A 13513-nucleotide genomic window follows, 5' to 3' on the forward strand; every position below is an offset into this window, starting at 1 on the left:
CTCAGCCCCCGCTCACTGGTGGCAGGATCGCCACGCGGCCATCGTCGGGCAGCGCCTCGTGGTCGCGCAGCACGCGTTGCTGGTCGGCGAACGCCGAGTAGTCCAGCAGGCCGGCACGGAAACCCGGCCAACGCAGCGGCAGCAGCTCGCGCAGCGCCTGGCGCAGATCGGCCACGGTGCCACCGGCCACATCCACGGCGATCTCGCGGCTGGCATCCAGATCGGAAAACGCACCGAACAACTGCAGATTCACCTGTTTCATCATGACTCCTGGCTCACCAGCTGCACCGGTTCGTGGTGACCCCAGCCCTGCACGCGCACGTAGGTGCCAGCGCTGGCCAGGTCTCCCTCGGCCTCCAGCACCACCCAGGCGTTGGCCTGCAGCATGGACATCAAACGGAACGACTCCTGCCCGGACAGCACGCGCGCACTCAGGCGTCCCTGTCCGTCCATTTCCACCCGCGCACGCGCGTGGAAGCGCAGGCCCGGCGGCTTGCGCACGTCGGCCTGCAGCGGCAGCTGCAACATGAGCTCCGGCGCCAGCCCCAGCAGGCGGCGCAGTACCGGCTCAACGAAGAAGCGCTGGCCCACCGCAGCCGACACCGGGTTGCCGGGCAGGCCGAAATACAGCGCGCCATTGGGCAGCACCGCAAACAGCAGCGGCTTGCCGGGGCGGATCGCCACCTTGTGGAACACGATGCGCGCACCCCGGCCGCGCAGCGCGTCGGGAATGAAATCGTAGCGGCCGGCCGACACCGCGCCGGTGCTGATCAACAGCTGCGCACCCGCGTCCAGCGCTGCATCCAGTACCGCGTTGAACGCGGCCACGTCGTCGCCCACCGTGCCCTGCCAGACCACCTCGGCACCGGCGGCCTGCAGGCGGCCGACCAGGTACGGCCGGTTGCTGTCACGGATCTGACCGGATTCCAGCGTCTGCGCCGCCTCGGTCACCAGTTCCTTGCCGGTGGCGATCACCGCCGCCTTCGGCCGTGCCACCACCGCCACCTCGCCCACGCCGATGGCATGCAGCAGGGTGCGCGCGTTGATGTCCAGCAACTGCCCGGCCCGCAGCACGCGCTCGCCGTCGCTCACATCCTCGCCGCGCAGGCGCACGTTCTGGCCCGGCTTCACCGATGTCTTCAGGGCGATGCGGGCCGGGCGGCCGTCCTCGCTGGCGAGGATCTCCACATTCTCGACCGGCACCACCGTATCCAGCCCAACCGGCATGCGCGCACCGGTCATGATTTCCCAGGCACCCTCGCCGCCTTCGGCGCCAGCATCGCCGGCCGCCTGCCAACCCTGCACGGCAAATTCGGTACCGGCCTCGAACGCCGTGCCGTTGGCGCGCAGCGCGAAGCCGTCCATCGCCGAATTGTCGAACGGCGGCAGCGACTGCGCGCTGTGGATGTCACGGGCCAGCGTGCGGCCCGCGGCCTCATGCAGCGGCAGATGCTCGGCCGGCAGCGGCTTGGCCGCGTCCAGCAGGTGCTGCAAGGCATCGCTGTAGGCAATCATCAGTGGCCATCCCCCTCGACCATCGCCAGGGCATGGCCCAGTACCGGCGCCAGGATATCCAGGCACTGCGCCGCCGCCTTCGGGCTGCCGGGCAATGCGAACACCAGCATGTTGCCCAGCTGTACCACCTCGGCGCGGCTCAGCCAGGCCATCGGCGTGTGCTGCGCACTCAGGGCCCGCACCATCTGCGCCAGGCCATGCACGGGCCGCGCGCTCAAGGAACGCAGCGCCTCCGGGGTCAGGTCACGCGGGCCCAGCCCGGTACCACCGGTACACAGGCACAGGCGCACGCCCTCGGCAGCCAAGGCCTGCAGGCGGCCCGCCAACGGCTCGATGCCATCGGGCAGCACTTCGGCGGCCACTACGTCGCCACCCAGCTTTCTCAGGCCGGTCACCAGGGTCGGGCCGGACACATCCTCATAAGTGCCTTCGCTGGCGCGATCGCTCAGCGTAATCACCGCGCAGGCCGCACCCTCCAACCCCTTAGGTGCACGTGGGTTGAAACGCACGCGCTCGGCCTCGTCCATGCCATCCGGGTGCAGCCAGACCCCGCGCTTGCCGCCTTCCTTGAACAGCAGGCGGATGCCTTCGATGCGCAGTGCCGGTTCCACTGGCTTGCTCAGGTCGTACAGGGTCAGCAACGCCGCGTTGACACCAGCCAGCGCCTCCATCTCGACGCCGGTGCGTGCCTCGCTGGCGCACTCGCACCACACGCGGATCGCCTGCCGCTCCGGCACCGGTGCGCAGAACACCTGCACCAGTTCCAGCGGCAGCGGATGGCACAGCGGCATCAGCATCGACGCCATCTTGGCGCCCTGCAGGCCGGCAATCTCGGCCATCACCAGCGCATCGCCTTTGGGCAGGCGGCGCTCGACGATCAGCGGATAGGCCACTGGACCGGCATGCAGCTCGCCCACCGCCACCGCACGGCGGCGGCTGATGCGCTTGTTACGGACATCGGCCATGTGGAAGGCCGCATTCAATTCCCCACTCATCGTGTTGCTCATCCTCCGATGGAGGCCAGGTGCGGGGTCAGCCCGGTCTGGCCCTGGTGCAGTCCATGCCCGGCCGCTTTCAGGCCAAGCTGTGTGGTGATGCGTGCCAGCAGCGCGTCGTGGTCCTCATCGCGCTGCAGCAGCGGGCGCAGCGGTACGCCGAACTCGCCGAACAGGCACAGCCGCAAGTCGCCCTTGGCGGTCACCCGCAGGCGGTTGCAGCCCTTGCAGAAGTCACGCGAATACGGGGCAATGATGCCGATGCTGCCGCGATGGTCGGGGTGGCCGAACTCGCGCGCCGGGCCGGCGTCGGCCGCGCGCGGCCGCTCGTGCCAGCCAGCGGCCAGCAGCTGCTCGATCACCACGTCGGCACGCAGGTGGTGGCGCTGGAAATAGGCTTCGTTGTCGCCGGTGCGCATCAGTTCGATGAAGCGCACGCTGAAGGGGCGGTCACGCAGGTAGTCCATCCACTGCGGCAGCTCGTCGTCGTTCAGGCCACGCAGCAGCACCGCGTTGAGCTTGATCGCCGGCAGGCCCAACGCCTGCGCCAGGGCCAGGCCCTGTTCGATCTCCGGCAGGCGGTCGTGCCCGGTGATGGTCTTGAAGCGTTCGCGCTGCAGGCTGTCCATGCTCACGTTCAGCGCAGTCAGGCCGGCCCGGTGCCACCCCGGCAGGCGCCGCGGCAGCAACGTGCCGTTGGTGGTGATGGCCACCTTGCGGATGCCCGGCACCGCCGCAACCGTGGCGATGATCTCGTCCAGGTCCTTGCGCAGGCTGGGCTCACCGCCGGTCAGGCGGATCTTGCTCATGCCCAGCGCCGCGAAGGCCCGCACCAGGCGGCCGATTTCATCCACCTGCAGGAAGCGCGGGCGGCCATCGGCCTGGTAACCGTCGGGCAGGCAGTAGCTGCAACGGAAGTTGCAGGCTTCGGTCAACGACAGGCGCAGGTACGGAAAGCTGCGTCCGAAACCGTCGGTGAGTTGGCTCATGGCTGGTCCACCTTGTTGCTCCACCGTCTTGCCTGTGCCCGGAACGGCCCGGATACCCTCGCCTGCTGGAACGATTGCCAGAGTACGCGGCCTTCAGTTCCATGGGCATGACTTAAATCAATCGCGTTCGGCCCCGCGCGGCAGGCGTTGTGGCAGCATGCGGCTTTCCGTGCAGCGGGCGTGTGACAACCCTCATGATGATGAACGATTTCCAGCAACTGCTGCATGCCGCCGGCGAGCAGGCTGAACCGCAACGCCTGCTGTTCGTATTCGTGCGCGCCGAGCTGCCCGAATCGCCCACCGGTGACCAGCGCGACCGGCATGACCGCCGCGAGGGCGGCACCCTGTCGCCGGTGCTGTGCGTGGACAAGCTGCCAGCCGAGGTGCCCAGCTTCCAGGCGCTGGCGACCGAATCGACCACCACCGGCATCGACTGGGACCTGGTGTTCGTGGCGGCGCTGGATGGCAGAGGCGGTTTCGCACCCAACAGCGACGAAGCCGCGCGCCCGCTGAAGCTGATGGTCAACGCCATCCATGACGGTCAGATCGGCCGCTTCGCCGCCTTCGACCGTGGCGGCGAGCCCGTTCAGTTCTATTGAGCCACCAGCTGCAGGGTCAGGAAGAAGATCACCAGCACGGTGTTCAGCCCCCAGGCGACGGTCAACCCGCGCGCCGCCACACCCAGGTTGGGGTTGTGCGCGGTGGGCGCCGCCCGCCAGACCGCCGGGATGATCCAGCCGGTATAAAGCAGCAGCACGGCAAATACCCCCAGCAGCAGCGTGGTGCGCTGGTTGGCCAGGGCCCAGAGGGCCACCGCCCACAGAATGTTGCTGGGAATGACGCCCTGCAGCCAGAACACACTCCACAGGCGGGAACGGCCCTGGGTGTCGGGGGTGGGGTGCAGCGAAGCGGTCGCGGTCATAAGTCTCCTTCTGTTTAGGAAACGTGCTGAACAAGCCTGCGCTTGGTGGCTGGGAACGTCAACCCGAGTCGCACGTCACGCTTTGACGCTTGTAGAGGCGGGCCATGCTCGACTCAGGCCCTTCCCTTCAGAGCCTGTCGTCATCGCCCCTCCCCCCTTGTTCCCTAACGCCCCCCAACCTCGACACCTGTCGCAGATTGCACGGTGCGGGCGGACCGCCGCGCCAGCTAGCGCTGGCGGTGCTTAACAGCGTGGGAGAATGCCGAAAGCGTCTCCAATCGAGTGATGTTTGCAACTCTTCTGATTGGCATTGCACAGCGCCACGGGCTCAGATGGCGTGCCACCGGAAAAGGGTGGCCGGGTTTCGAATCCCGAGTTGGTCCTGAGTGATTGCGCTTGCCAGTCGGCGTCCACATTCCGTGGCGCCGGCTGGCAATCCGTCTGCCGGCTATGGCGGGCGGTGCGTGGGGGCGTTCGCGCCCACCGGCTTGGGACCAACCCGGATTCGAACCACGTACCGCCCGCCACTTTTATGGGTGGCGGCTACCGATTGCCCTGCACGGAGCCTTGCCATGAACGAATCGGACTTCCCGCATCTGCACGCCTACCGCAGCACCGCCGGCGACGACGGTTCGCCACAGGCTGCGCCAACAGTGGACAGGAACACCTTCATTGCCAATCTCCACCGCATCGGCTCCGGTGCGGCGGCTGATGGGCAGCCGTGGCCGGAGCGGCATCAGCTGCCCGGGCGCTGCCTGGCCCTGGCCGATGCCGATTGCGCGTTGAGCGGGTTGCGGGTGGTGCTGGAAATGCTGCTGGCGGCCGAACGCACCCGGCAGAATGGCGAACCCGAAGAGTACGTGGGCGACCGGGTGATGGAGGGGTTGGTCATGGCCTGCCAGTCGTTGTGCGCGCAGGCGGTGGGGCGCTTGCAGCCCGAAGGGTGAAGGCGATGCGCAACGCCCTTCAGCTTGGATCGCTTTCAGCAGGCGTCAGTACTCGCTGAAAGCGCTCCTCAGATCGACGCCGATGATCGGCGAGAAGTCCACCTTGCACAGCTCCAGCTCGAAGAGCTGATCGTGATTGTCCAGGCACAAGGTGACCCTCACCGGTACGCCGTCGGCATCGGCAAGCATGGCCGTGGCAATGTCGCTTCCGAAAACCTGGGTCGTGCTGGACAGGAACACCACGCCCCCGAATCCGACGACCTCCACGTCCTCCACCTGGGCGAGTGCCAGATCCTTCAACAACCGTTCGGACAGTTCGGTCGTCTCGGGCAGAAGCCTGTGGATGAGGGAGACCTCGTCGGGGGTGAGGAATCTGGGCACGGAATGTCCTTCAGGGCACTGCATCCGCCATCGGCTGATTCTCGATCCGCCATGTCCTGGCGTAGATCAGAATGACGCTTCCGGTCGAGCTGGTCTCGATACGAAAACACTTCAGACCGGACAGCGGATAGCCGACCGCCTTCCAACGATCAAGAAGATCAGCGAGTCCCGGCTCGTCATCGTCCACCATGGCGAACTCAATTCCCTCGTCACCCAGTACGCCGAAGTTCATGAGAGCCGAGCACCCGTACGCTTCCGAGAAGCAGACGGTTGCCTGCCGGCAGTCCGGCCAGCGCACCTGGACCTTTACCTCGTCGGACTCGCCAGGATTGCTTCTGTCAATGTTGATAGCCAGCAACGTGGCGTCACACCATTCAAGGGAGTTGAAATCTTGGTTCATCTACTGGAATCCGCCAGATTCATACGACGGTGGTGCGACCTCATCCGCCCCTTCCTCTCTCTCCCCGCTCCTGAAGCTCCCCAAGATTGAGATCCCGAGCATAGGACCGCCGACTACTGATCTGTACCGGCTTGGATGCGAACCTCCGACCGTCCCTGCATTCAACGGCGAATTGGTAGCTCTGGGGTTCCGGCCCTGCAACGACCATCATGGGTACCGAGAATGTGCTTCCAACCGGTTTCGACGAAACCACACCTCCGCCCTCCCCGAGCATGCTCAGCTCACAATCGAGAGCGCGAACGTCACCCTGACCTGGCGGCACGCTTCCCGAGACGCGCACGATCATATCGCCACCCGATGTTGCACAGCCGGCCAGAACCAGACCGGCAATGACAGCTGCGGCATACCTCACCTTCGCCCCTTCTCCGCATTGTTAATGCACCTGTTGAACGCACTGACGTTCGCATTCACCACGGTCAACAGTTGCCGGATGGTGTAGCTGGCGGTACCTGCCGAGGTGACCAGCGCGATGCGATTACCTATGACGTCATGATCTCAAGCCCCCTTGCAAAGAGGTGGTTGAGAAGGCCCGCTACTCCGGGGACCCATCTGCAAAATGCCGCTTTCTCCTAAAGGCAACGAGAACGAAGGCTGTCGCAGCCAGGAAGGCACCACACGCATCCCAGATTCGGCCCATCCACAGCATCAAAGCGAAAATGGCGAGCCACATTACAGATAGTGCAAGAAGCCATCCGCGCGTCAGCTTCATAGGGCTCAGTACACAGGTTGAATTCCAACCATAGCGCAGACGATAGCCAATGCAACCTAATAGATTGCCGGCGTCCCTTCTTCCAACTGCTGCAACGCCGGCGACAAAGGGCAAAAGCAGCGCCAGATCCGACGCACCAGATGCCGACAAGGTCAGCCACGTTGATAGGCGGGCGGAAGAACCCGCAGCGCAGGCGCAGCGACCTCATACACCATGACTTCCTGCACGGGGAATCGGTGTTATACCTCACTACATTACCAGCACGACTTGTCGCGAGGTCGGCAGGCTGTGGCACTCCGCTGCAGACCTGACCCATCGGAAGGGCTGGCACGCGTCACGGCCCAGGGGAATGGCAATGAAAAGCAGCCGAGTGACGTTGTGGGCGCTGGCCGCCATGATGGCCGCAGTGGGCACCGCGCACGCAGGGGAAATCCAGGTGCATCGAGGCGCTTACGCACTGCAGGCCGAAGAGACGGGGGCCGGCCCGATCACCGTGGTCTTTGAATCCGGTTTCGGGCAGGGCGCGGGCGCCTGGAAGGAGGTGGTTGCCGGTCTGGGGCGCGACTACCACAGCATCACCTACGCCCGTGCAGGACTCGGCAAGTCCGGCAGCGACGGCCACCCCAAGCGCATCGATGCGCATCTGGCCGACCTCACGGCAGTGATCGATACGCTCGCAGCCGGTCGCCGCGTTGTGCTGGTGGGTCATTCCTATGGCGGCCTGCTGGCCACGGAGTTTGCACGCCGCCATCCGGAGCGCCTACAAGGCCTGGTGCTGGTAGACCCGGCCACGATGGGTCAGCGCCATGCGTTCAAGCAGGCCGACAGTGCCCGCGTGCAGGCAGATGATGCCCAGCTGCGGGCGATGCTGCCGCCGACCATGGCCGCCGACTACGCCGTGTTGACCGAACAGCTGGATGCACCCGGTGCGGAGACCCCGCGCACGATGCCGGACGTGCCCGTGGCGCTGCTGACTGCAACGCAGCTGGCTGCCGAACCGCTGTTCTTCGAAGAAACCGCAGCGGGCAAGGCACTCTGGAAGGCACAGCACGCCCTGCTCTTCTCAGGGTTCACGCGCGGTACGCATCGCTACCTGGCGACCGGGCATACCCTCCAGCGCGAGGATCCTGCTGCGGTGGTGGCCGCGATTCAATCGGTCTCCGGCACCTTGAAGTAGCCGTTCCAGGCAACGCTTTCCGGGTTGTTCCCTGCTACTGCCCCCGCAGGCGCACCGCAAAATAGCGCGTCGGGGAGAGGCCAAGCGCCTTCTTGAACATCGTGATGAAGGCCGTCACCGATTCATAGCCCAGCGTCTCGGAAACGCGTTGTACCGGTGCACCACCGGCGAGTTCACGAATGGCGATGAGCAGATGCAGCTGCTGTCGCCAGCGCCCGAAGGACAAGCCCGTTTCTCGCTCAATCAGCCGGGTCAACGTGCGCTCGCCCAGGGCCAGGCGCACGGCCCACTGGCCGATGGTGCTGCGGTCTGCCGGATCCGCCGACAGCGCCGCAGCCAGCGCACGCACCTTCGGGTGATGGCTGACCGGCAGCGACAGATGCTCAGCCGGCATCTGTACCAGCTCGTCCAGCAACACCCGCGCCAGCCGGTCGGTGTGGCTGCCATGCGGATAGTCCAGCGGCGCGTCGGCCAGGTGCAGGATCATCTCGCGCAGCATCGGCGAGATGGCCAGCGTCACGCACTGCGCCGGCAGGTCGACGATGCCGGGCTCGACGAACAGGTAGCACAGGCGCGCGTTGGCGGTGGCGCGGTTGCTGTGCGGCATGCCGCCCGGAATCCAGACGCCACACTGGGGCGGCACGATCCACAGCGCATTGGCCACTTCGCAGGTCACCGCCCCATGCAGCGCGAGAATGAGCTGACCCTTTCGATGCTCATGCACCGGAATTTCCGCGTCGTGCTCGGCCACCTGCAGGCGGCTGGCAACCGCCGGGCGATCGGTCTCGTCCGGGTCCAGGTCAAAGCCGGGGAGCGAAATGCGAGCCATTCTCACATTGACCGGTTTTAGCGATTGGTTGTCATTGTAGCGAAATTCGCCAGTGCGGCCGATCACTAGCATGAGCCGCATGCACTCCTCCAGCCCGCTCCGCCCCCACCTGCTCCAGGCATTTGCGCGGTTTAAAAGCCCTGCCCTCAGGACCGACCAGGAGGCGGTGCTGTTCTCGCTCAAATGCCTGCTCGCCGCGTCGCTGGGGCTGTATGTCTCTCTGCGGATCGGCCTGAACCGCCCGTTCTGGGTGATCGGCACGGTCTATCTGGTATCACAGCCTCTTTCCGGGGCAACGCTCAGCCGCGGCCTGTTCCGCCTGCTCGGTACCGTGGGCGGGGCCGTCGCCACCGTCGCGCTGGTGCCACGCTTCGCCAATGCGCCCTTGGTGCTGAGCGCCGCGCTCGCCACCTGGATGGCGCTGTGCCTGTACCTGGCGATGCTCGACCGCACGCCACGTGCGTACGCGTTCCTGCTGGCCGGCTATACCACCAGCCTGATCGGGTTTCCTGCGGTGATGGTGCCGGGAGAGGTGTTCACCATTGCCATCACGCGGGTGCAGGAAATCGCCATCGGCATCCTGGCCGCCACGCTGGTACATGGGTTGGTGCTGCCGCGCCGGGTTTCGATGCGCGTGCACGCACGGGTTGCTGCCGTGCTGGAAGATGCGGAACGATGGACACGCGACATGCGCGCCAGTGCATCGGACACGGTACTGGCGACGGACCGCTCGAAAGTGGCCGCCGACCTGCTCGAGCTGCATGTGCTGTCGATCCACCTGCCCTTCGACAGCGCCCACGGCGTCGCCCAGGTGCAGATCCTGCGTGCCCTGCATGACCGGATGCTGGACGTACTGATGCTGTCCAGCGCGGTGGAAGATTCCATCGCCCGGCTGCGCTCACCACAGGCCAGCGCGATGGATGCAACAGACTGGCGCGATCTGCTGCGGGCCGGCCTGGTCGCGCAACAGGCCGAGATCGACCTTGCCCACGCCGATTGCCGCGTACTGCAGGCGGAGCTGCACACTGCCCGGCCCGACTGGCGCCGGCATGTACCTGCCCGCCTTGCGCGACATACGCAGGGTGCGGCACTTCACCGGGATCATCGGCTTGCCCTGCGCAGCGCGCTGGGCGCGTTCGTCGGCATCCTGCTGAGCTGCGTTCTGTGGATCGTTACCGGCTGGTCGGACGGCGCCACGGCGGTGTCCATCATCGGCACGGCGTGCGTGCTGTTCGGCACGATCGAAGCGCCTGCGCCGCATGTCATGCGCTATCTGGTGGGGTCGTTGATCGGCGTTGGCGTCGGCCTGCTCTACGGTCTACTGATCTTCCCCGCGCTCTCCGATTTCGTCGGCCTGATGGCCGCGCTGGCGCCGGTGCTGCTGCTGTGCGGATCGTTCCTGGCCCGGCCGCCCTTCATCATGGCTGCGCTGGGCGTGGTGCTGACGTTTCCGCTCATCGCCGGCCTGGGCGCGACCAATTCGACCAACATCGTCGGCGCACTCAACAACGGCGTTGCGTTGTTCATCGGTACGACGGTGGCACTGTGCAGCATGCAGCTGTTCCAGACCGCCGATGCGGGCCGCAACCGCACGCGGTTGGAGGGTTCCATCCGTCGGGATATCGCACGACACGCCGCCGGACAAGACGGTGCGACCCGCGCCTGGCTCAGCCGCATGCTGGATCGAATCGGGCTGCTCGCTCCCAGGTTGCAGGGCCGTTCCAGTGCCGCACACGATCTGCGGGCATTGTTTGCGGACGTTCGTGCGGCACGTGCATCCAGCCAACTCCGCGCGCTGGAAAAGCGGCTGCACAACCCGCAGGTTCGGGCGCTTCATGCGGCGCTGGTCGAACGCATCGCTGCACATTTCAGGGTTCGCGCCCACTCTGCACGCAGTGTCGACATCCATCTTCTGGAACTGCTGGACCGCATGCGCGAGGCAGCGGCGGCCAGCAGCGGGGCCGATCAGAGGCATCTGTCGCACCTGCTCTGCGGGTTGCGCCGCGACCTGCTGGCATCCCCGCTCACCGATCGGCACTGACCACATGCTCTCTGATCTTTCCATTGATGGCGTGCTCATTCCCGGCCTGCTCGCCGTGGCCGCCGCCGCGCTGGTGCTGTCGATGCTGACCTCACGCCTGCTCGCCAGCCTCGGCCTGCACCGGTTGTTCGCCGCGCGGCCCTTGGTGGGCCTGTCCCTGTTCGTGATCCTGGCGGAGCTGATGATCCGGCTCTCGCCCCTGCTCGAGAAATGAAATGAAACACCTGCTTGCCGTCATCGGGCGCTGGAGCGCTACGCTGGTTGTATTCGCGATTGCTGTCGTCGCCGCACTGTCCATCTGGAAGCGTTACGAAACACGCCCGTGGACGCGTGATGGACGGGTGCGCGCCGATGTGGTGCGCGTTGCATCGGACATGGGGGGGCTGGTCACCCAGGTGCTGGTGCACGACAACCAGCGGGTCAGCGCCGGAGAGTTGCTGCTGGTGCTGGATCAACCGCGCTTCGCTGCCGCGCTTGAGAAGGCCGACGCAGCGGTCAGCAGCGCTCGCGCCACGCTGGCGCTGGCCCGCCGCGAATCGACACGGGACAACGCACTTGGCAACCTGGTCGCCTCGGAAACGCGCGAACGCAATGCCGCCAAGGTCGATACCGAGCTGGCTGCCCTGGCGCAGGCACGGGCCGAACAGCGCGTTGCCCAGCTCAATGTCCAACGCACCGAAGTGCGCGCAACCACCGATGGCATCGTCACCAACCTGGACCTGCATGCGGGCGACTACCTGCAACCCGGTGCGCAGGCGCTGGCGCTGATCGACACCCGCAGCCTGCGTATCGAGGGCTACTTCGAGGAAACCAAACTGGCCTGCATCACCGAGGGCGATGCCGCGGTGGCGCGGCTGATGGGCGTCACCCGCGATGTCCGCGGACACGTTGACAGCATCGCCGCCGGCATTGCCGACGATCAGCGCTCAAGCACGCACAACCTGCTGCCCGCCGTGGCGCCGACCTATACCTGGGTGAGGCTGGCGCAGCGCATCCCGGTACGCATCCGTATCGATGATGCGCCGCCGGATACCCGGCTGATCGTAGGTCGCACTGCGAGTGTGACCATCACCCCCTCGGCGCAGGGAGCCTGCAAGTGAGCGTGCGGACAGTACGTGGCGGGCTGCTTGCCCTGCTGCTGCCGATGACGGCCTGCGTGTCCGGCCCCGACTATCACCTGCCGGCGAGCGCTGTCGCAGCCTCCCCACGGGCGGCGCGGGCGTTCGTCTCGGGCCAGGAGGCATCGTTCAGCCACGACGCGCCACCGGATCGATGGTGGCAACTGTATGGCGACCCCCAGCTTGACGCCTACGTACGCGAAGCACTGGCGGCCAATACCGACCTGCGCGCCGCCGATGCCAACCTTCGGCGCGCCAGCGCGACCGTGCTGGAGTACCGCGCGCGCGGTGCCGTGCAAGGGGACGTGGATGCATCGGGCACGCTCGTCCATGCCGGTGGCTACACCCAGGCGTCGGCCGCGCCGCAGTCGTACGCGCTGGGCCTCCACCTCTCCTATCCGCTGGATCTCGCAGGTGGCATCCGCCGCGGCATCGAAGCCGCCAACGCGGACACGGAGGCGATTGCTGCGGCACGCGACCAGGTCCGCGTGGTCGTCGCTGCGGCCGTCACCCGTGCCTATCTCCAGGTGTGCACAAGCAATCACACGCTCGCTGCAACCCGGCAGGTGCTGGCGATACAGCGCGCCACGCTGGAGGCAACCCGACGCCTTGCTGCCGGCGGGCGCGGAACGGACTTCGATGTCAGCCGTGCCGGTGCCGCCGTCAATCGCAGCGCGGCGGCGATACCGCACCTGCTGGCGGAACGGCAGGCCTCACTGTTCGAACTGGCCGCACTGATGGGCAAAGTCCCGGCAGACTATCCCAGGGAAGCAGAAGGGTGCCCACAGCCCCCTGAGCTGCAGCAAGCACTGCCGATCGGTGACGGCTGGCAGCTGCTCCAGCGGCGCCCTGACGTACGCGCAGCCGAACGCAGCCTGGCCGCCGCGACTGCAATGATCGGTGTCGAGACGGCGGCTCTCTATCCGCAGATCACCCTGGGCGCCTCTTCGGGCGTGGCCGGCACACCGGCGCATCTGCTGTCTGCCGACGGCTTCGGTGCGAGCATCGGCCCCATACTGTCATGGCACTGGCCCAACCGCCGCGTGGCCAAGGCCCGCATCGCGGCGGCCGGTGCCAATGCGGAGACCGCTCTCGCTTCCTTTGACGGCATCGTGCTGCAGGCACTGCGCCAGACCGAGACCGCGCTTTCTGCCTGCACGCAGGAGCTTGAACGCGAGCGCAGCCTGGCGCACGCGCGTCGGGACGCAGCCCGGGCCACCGAACAGGCACAGCAACTCTACCGCTTCGGCAGGATCGATTTTCTCGACGTGCTTTCGGCCCAGGCCGAGCTGGCAGATGCGGAGTCCGCGTTGGCCGCCTCGCGCGCGGAGCGCATTGACGGGCAGATGGATCTTTTCCTGTCGTTGGGCGGAGGCTGGGCCGCAACGGATTCGGCCCCGGGCGCGGTCCAATGACCCGCTGCCTGGCGA

The 13513-nt window shown here is 66.5% G+C and carries 15 protein-coding genes; 7 read left to right on the forward strand and 8 right to left on the reverse strand.

The window, feature by feature from the left end; all coding sequences use genetic code 11:
- Position 1: 1 nt before the first annotated feature.
- From AC5P5S_RS11210 to moaA, 4 genes are read right to left on the reverse strand one after another with little or no spacing between them, the layout of a single operon-like run.
- Positions 2 to 262, reverse strand: coding sequence for a MoaD/ThiS family protein (locus tag AC5P5S_RS11210; protein ID WP_019337814.1), 261 nt, complete (start codon positions 260 to 262; stop codon positions 2 to 4).
- Positions 262 to 1515, reverse strand: coding sequence for a molybdopterin molybdotransferase MoeA (locus tag AC5P5S_RS11215; RefSeq protein WP_062606550.1), 1254 nt, complete (start codon positions 1513 to 1515; stop codon positions 262 to 264). The genes AC5P5S_RS11210 and AC5P5S_RS11215 overlap by 1 nt, the downstream gene beginning before the upstream one ends.
- The gene (moaCB, locus tag AC5P5S_RS11220) at positions 1515 to 2510 is read right to left on the reverse strand and encodes a bifunctional molybdenum cofactor biosynthesis protein MoaC/MoaB (RefSeq protein ID WP_231336590.1); all 996 of its coding nucleotides are present in this window, start codon (positions 2508 to 2510) and stop codon (positions 1515 to 1517) included. Before moaCB ends, AC5P5S_RS11215 begins: the two co-directional genes overlap by 1 nt.
- Positions 2511 to 2518: 8 nt before the next feature.
- Positions 2519 to 3499 carry a GTP 3',8-cyclase MoaA gene (moaA, locus tag AC5P5S_RS11225; protein WP_062606552.1) on the reverse strand — a complete coding sequence of 327 codons (981 nt, stop codon included), beginning with the start codon at positions 3497 to 3499 and terminating at the stop codon, positions 2519 to 2521.
- A 194-nt stretch (positions 3500 to 3693) separates the two neighbouring features.
- Between moaA and AC5P5S_RS11230 the strand changes: the two genes are divergently transcribed.
- Positions 3694 to 4098 carry a hypothetical protein gene (locus AC5P5S_RS11230; RefSeq protein ID WP_012480480.1) on the forward strand — a complete coding sequence of 135 codons (405 nt, stop codon included), beginning with the start codon at positions 3694 to 3696 and terminating at the stop codon, positions 4096 to 4098.
- Here AC5P5S_RS11230 and AC5P5S_RS11235 read toward each other — a convergent pair.
- Positions 4092 to 4421 (reverse strand): hypothetical protein, encoded by a 330-nt coding sequence (locus AC5P5S_RS11235; RefSeq protein WP_005416862.1) that lies wholly within the window; start codon positions 4419 to 4421, stop codon positions 4092 to 4094. The two genes, AC5P5S_RS11230 and AC5P5S_RS11235, sit on opposite strands and share 7 nt — an antisense overlap.
- Positions 4422 to 4993: 572 nt before the next feature.
- On the opposite strand from AC5P5S_RS11235, the gene AC5P5S_RS11240 reads away from it, so the two are divergent.
- Positions 4994 to 5368: a hypothetical protein gene (locus AC5P5S_RS11240; protein ID WP_044570359.1), complete on the forward strand. Its 375-nt coding sequence runs from the start codon at positions 4994 to 4996 to the stop codon at positions 5366 to 5368.
- A gap of 45 nt (positions 5369 to 5413) precedes the next feature.
- Here AC5P5S_RS11240 and AC5P5S_RS11245 read toward each other — a convergent pair whose 3' ends face one another.
- Both AC5P5S_RS11245 and AC5P5S_RS11250 read right to left on the reverse strand, forming a co-directional pair.
- The gene (locus tag AC5P5S_RS11245; RefSeq protein ID WP_049403413.1) at positions 5414 to 5749 is read right to left on the reverse strand and encodes a DUF6984 family protein; all 336 of its coding nucleotides are present in this window, start codon (positions 5747 to 5749) and stop codon (positions 5414 to 5416) included.
- A gap of 10 nt (positions 5750 to 5759) precedes the next feature.
- The gene (locus tag AC5P5S_RS11250) at positions 5760 to 6149 is read right to left on the reverse strand and encodes a hypothetical protein (RefSeq protein WP_062606554.1); all 390 of its coding nucleotides are present in this window, start codon (positions 6147 to 6149) and stop codon (positions 5760 to 5762) included.
- 1124 nt (positions 6150 to 7273) lie between these two features.
- On the opposite strand from AC5P5S_RS11250, the gene AC5P5S_RS11255 reads away from it, so the two are divergent.
- Positions 7274 to 8095 carry an alpha/beta fold hydrolase gene (locus AC5P5S_RS11255; protein WP_062606555.1) on the forward strand — a complete coding sequence of 274 codons (822 nt, stop codon included), beginning with the start codon at positions 7274 to 7276 and terminating at the stop codon, positions 8093 to 8095.
- 34 nt (positions 8096 to 8129) lie between these two features.
- Here the strand turns inward: AC5P5S_RS11255 and AC5P5S_RS11260 are convergent, their stop codons facing one another.
- Positions 8130 to 8924, reverse strand: a complete 795-nt coding sequence (locus tag AC5P5S_RS11260; RefSeq protein ID WP_062606557.1) for an AraC family transcriptional regulator — start codon at positions 8922 to 8924, stop codon at positions 8130 to 8132.
- A 79-nt stretch (positions 8925 to 9003) separates the two neighbouring features.
- Here AC5P5S_RS11260 and AC5P5S_RS11265 point away from each other — a divergent pair, with 79 nt between their 5' ends.
- From AC5P5S_RS11265 to AC5P5S_RS11280, 4 genes are read left to right on the forward strand one after another with little or no spacing between them, the layout of a single operon-like run.
- On the forward strand, positions 9004 to 10965 hold the full coding sequence (locus tag AC5P5S_RS11265) for an FUSC family protein (protein ID WP_231098217.1): 1962 nt from the start codon (positions 9004 to 9006) through the stop codon (positions 10963 to 10965).
- A 4-nt stretch (positions 10966 to 10969) separates the two neighbouring features.
- A complete protein-coding gene (locus AC5P5S_RS11270) occupies positions 10970 to 11179 on the forward strand; it encodes a DUF1656 domain-containing protein (RefSeq protein WP_062606559.1) in 210 nt (69 codons plus the stop codon).
- A gap of 1 nt (position 11180) precedes the next feature.
- Positions 11181 to 12065 carry an HlyD family secretion protein gene (locus AC5P5S_RS11275; protein ID WP_062606561.1) on the forward strand — a complete coding sequence of 295 codons (885 nt, stop codon included), beginning with the start codon at positions 11181 to 11183 and terminating at the stop codon, positions 12063 to 12065.
- On the forward strand, positions 12062 to 13498 hold the full coding sequence (locus tag AC5P5S_RS11280; RefSeq protein WP_087802700.1) for an efflux transporter outer membrane subunit: 1437 nt from the start codon (positions 12062 to 12064) through the stop codon (positions 13496 to 13498). The genes AC5P5S_RS11275 and AC5P5S_RS11280 overlap by 4 nt, the downstream gene beginning before the upstream one ends.
- The last annotated feature ends 15 nt before the right edge of the window (positions 13499 to 13513 follow it).

This window comes from Stenotrophomonas sp. YJH_SMC_54 (assembly GCF_059368435.1).

Excerpts from the sequence above, each read along its gene's own strand:
- AC5P5S_RS11210 (WP_019337814.1), bottom strand. The coding sequence starts at position 262 with ATGAAACAGGTGAATCTGCAGTTGTTCGGTGCGTTTTCCGATCTGGAT.
- AC5P5S_RS11215 (WP_062606550.1), bottom strand. The coding sequence starts at position 1,515 with ATGATTGCCTACAGCGATGCCTTGCAGCACCTGCTGGACGCGGCCAAG.
- moaCB (WP_231336590.1), bottom strand. The coding sequence starts at position 2,510 with ATGAGTGGGGAATTGAATGCGGCCTTCCACATGGCCGATGTCCGTAAC.
- moaA (WP_062606552.1), bottom strand. The coding sequence starts at position 3,499 with ATGAGCCAACTCACCGACGGTTTCGGACGCAGCTTTCCGTACCTGCGC.
- AC5P5S_RS11230 (WP_012480480.1), top strand. The coding sequence starts at position 3,694 with ATGATGATGAACGATTTCCAGCAACTGCTGCATGCCGCCGGCGAGCAG.
- AC5P5S_RS11235 (WP_005416862.1), bottom strand. The coding sequence starts at position 4,421 with ATGACCGCGACCGCTTCGCTGCACCCCACCCCCGACACCCAGGGCCGT.
- AC5P5S_RS11240 (WP_044570359.1), top strand. The coding sequence starts at position 4,994 with ATGAACGAATCGGACTTCCCGCATCTGCACGCCTACCGCAGCACCGCC.
- AC5P5S_RS11250 (WP_062606554.1), bottom strand. The coding sequence starts at position 6,149 with ATGAACCAAGATTTCAACTCCCTTGAATGGTGTGACGCCACGTTGCTG.
- AC5P5S_RS11255 (WP_062606555.1), top strand. The coding sequence starts at position 7,274 with ATGAAAAGCAGCCGAGTGACGTTGTGGGCGCTGGCCGCCATGATGGCC.
- AC5P5S_RS11260 (WP_062606557.1), bottom strand. The coding sequence starts at position 8,924 with ATGGCTCGCATTTCGCTCCCCGGCTTTGACCTGGACCCGGACGAGACC.
- AC5P5S_RS11265 (WP_231098217.1), top strand. The coding sequence starts at position 9,004 with ATGCACTCCTCCAGCCCGCTCCGCCCCCACCTGCTCCAGGCATTTGCG.
- AC5P5S_RS11270 (WP_062606559.1), top strand. The coding sequence starts at position 10,970 with ATGCTCTCTGATCTTTCCATTGATGGCGTGCTCATTCCCGGCCTGCTC.
- AC5P5S_RS11275 (WP_062606561.1), top strand. The coding sequence starts at position 11,181 with ATGAAACACCTGCTTGCCGTCATCGGGCGCTGGAGCGCTACGCTGGTT.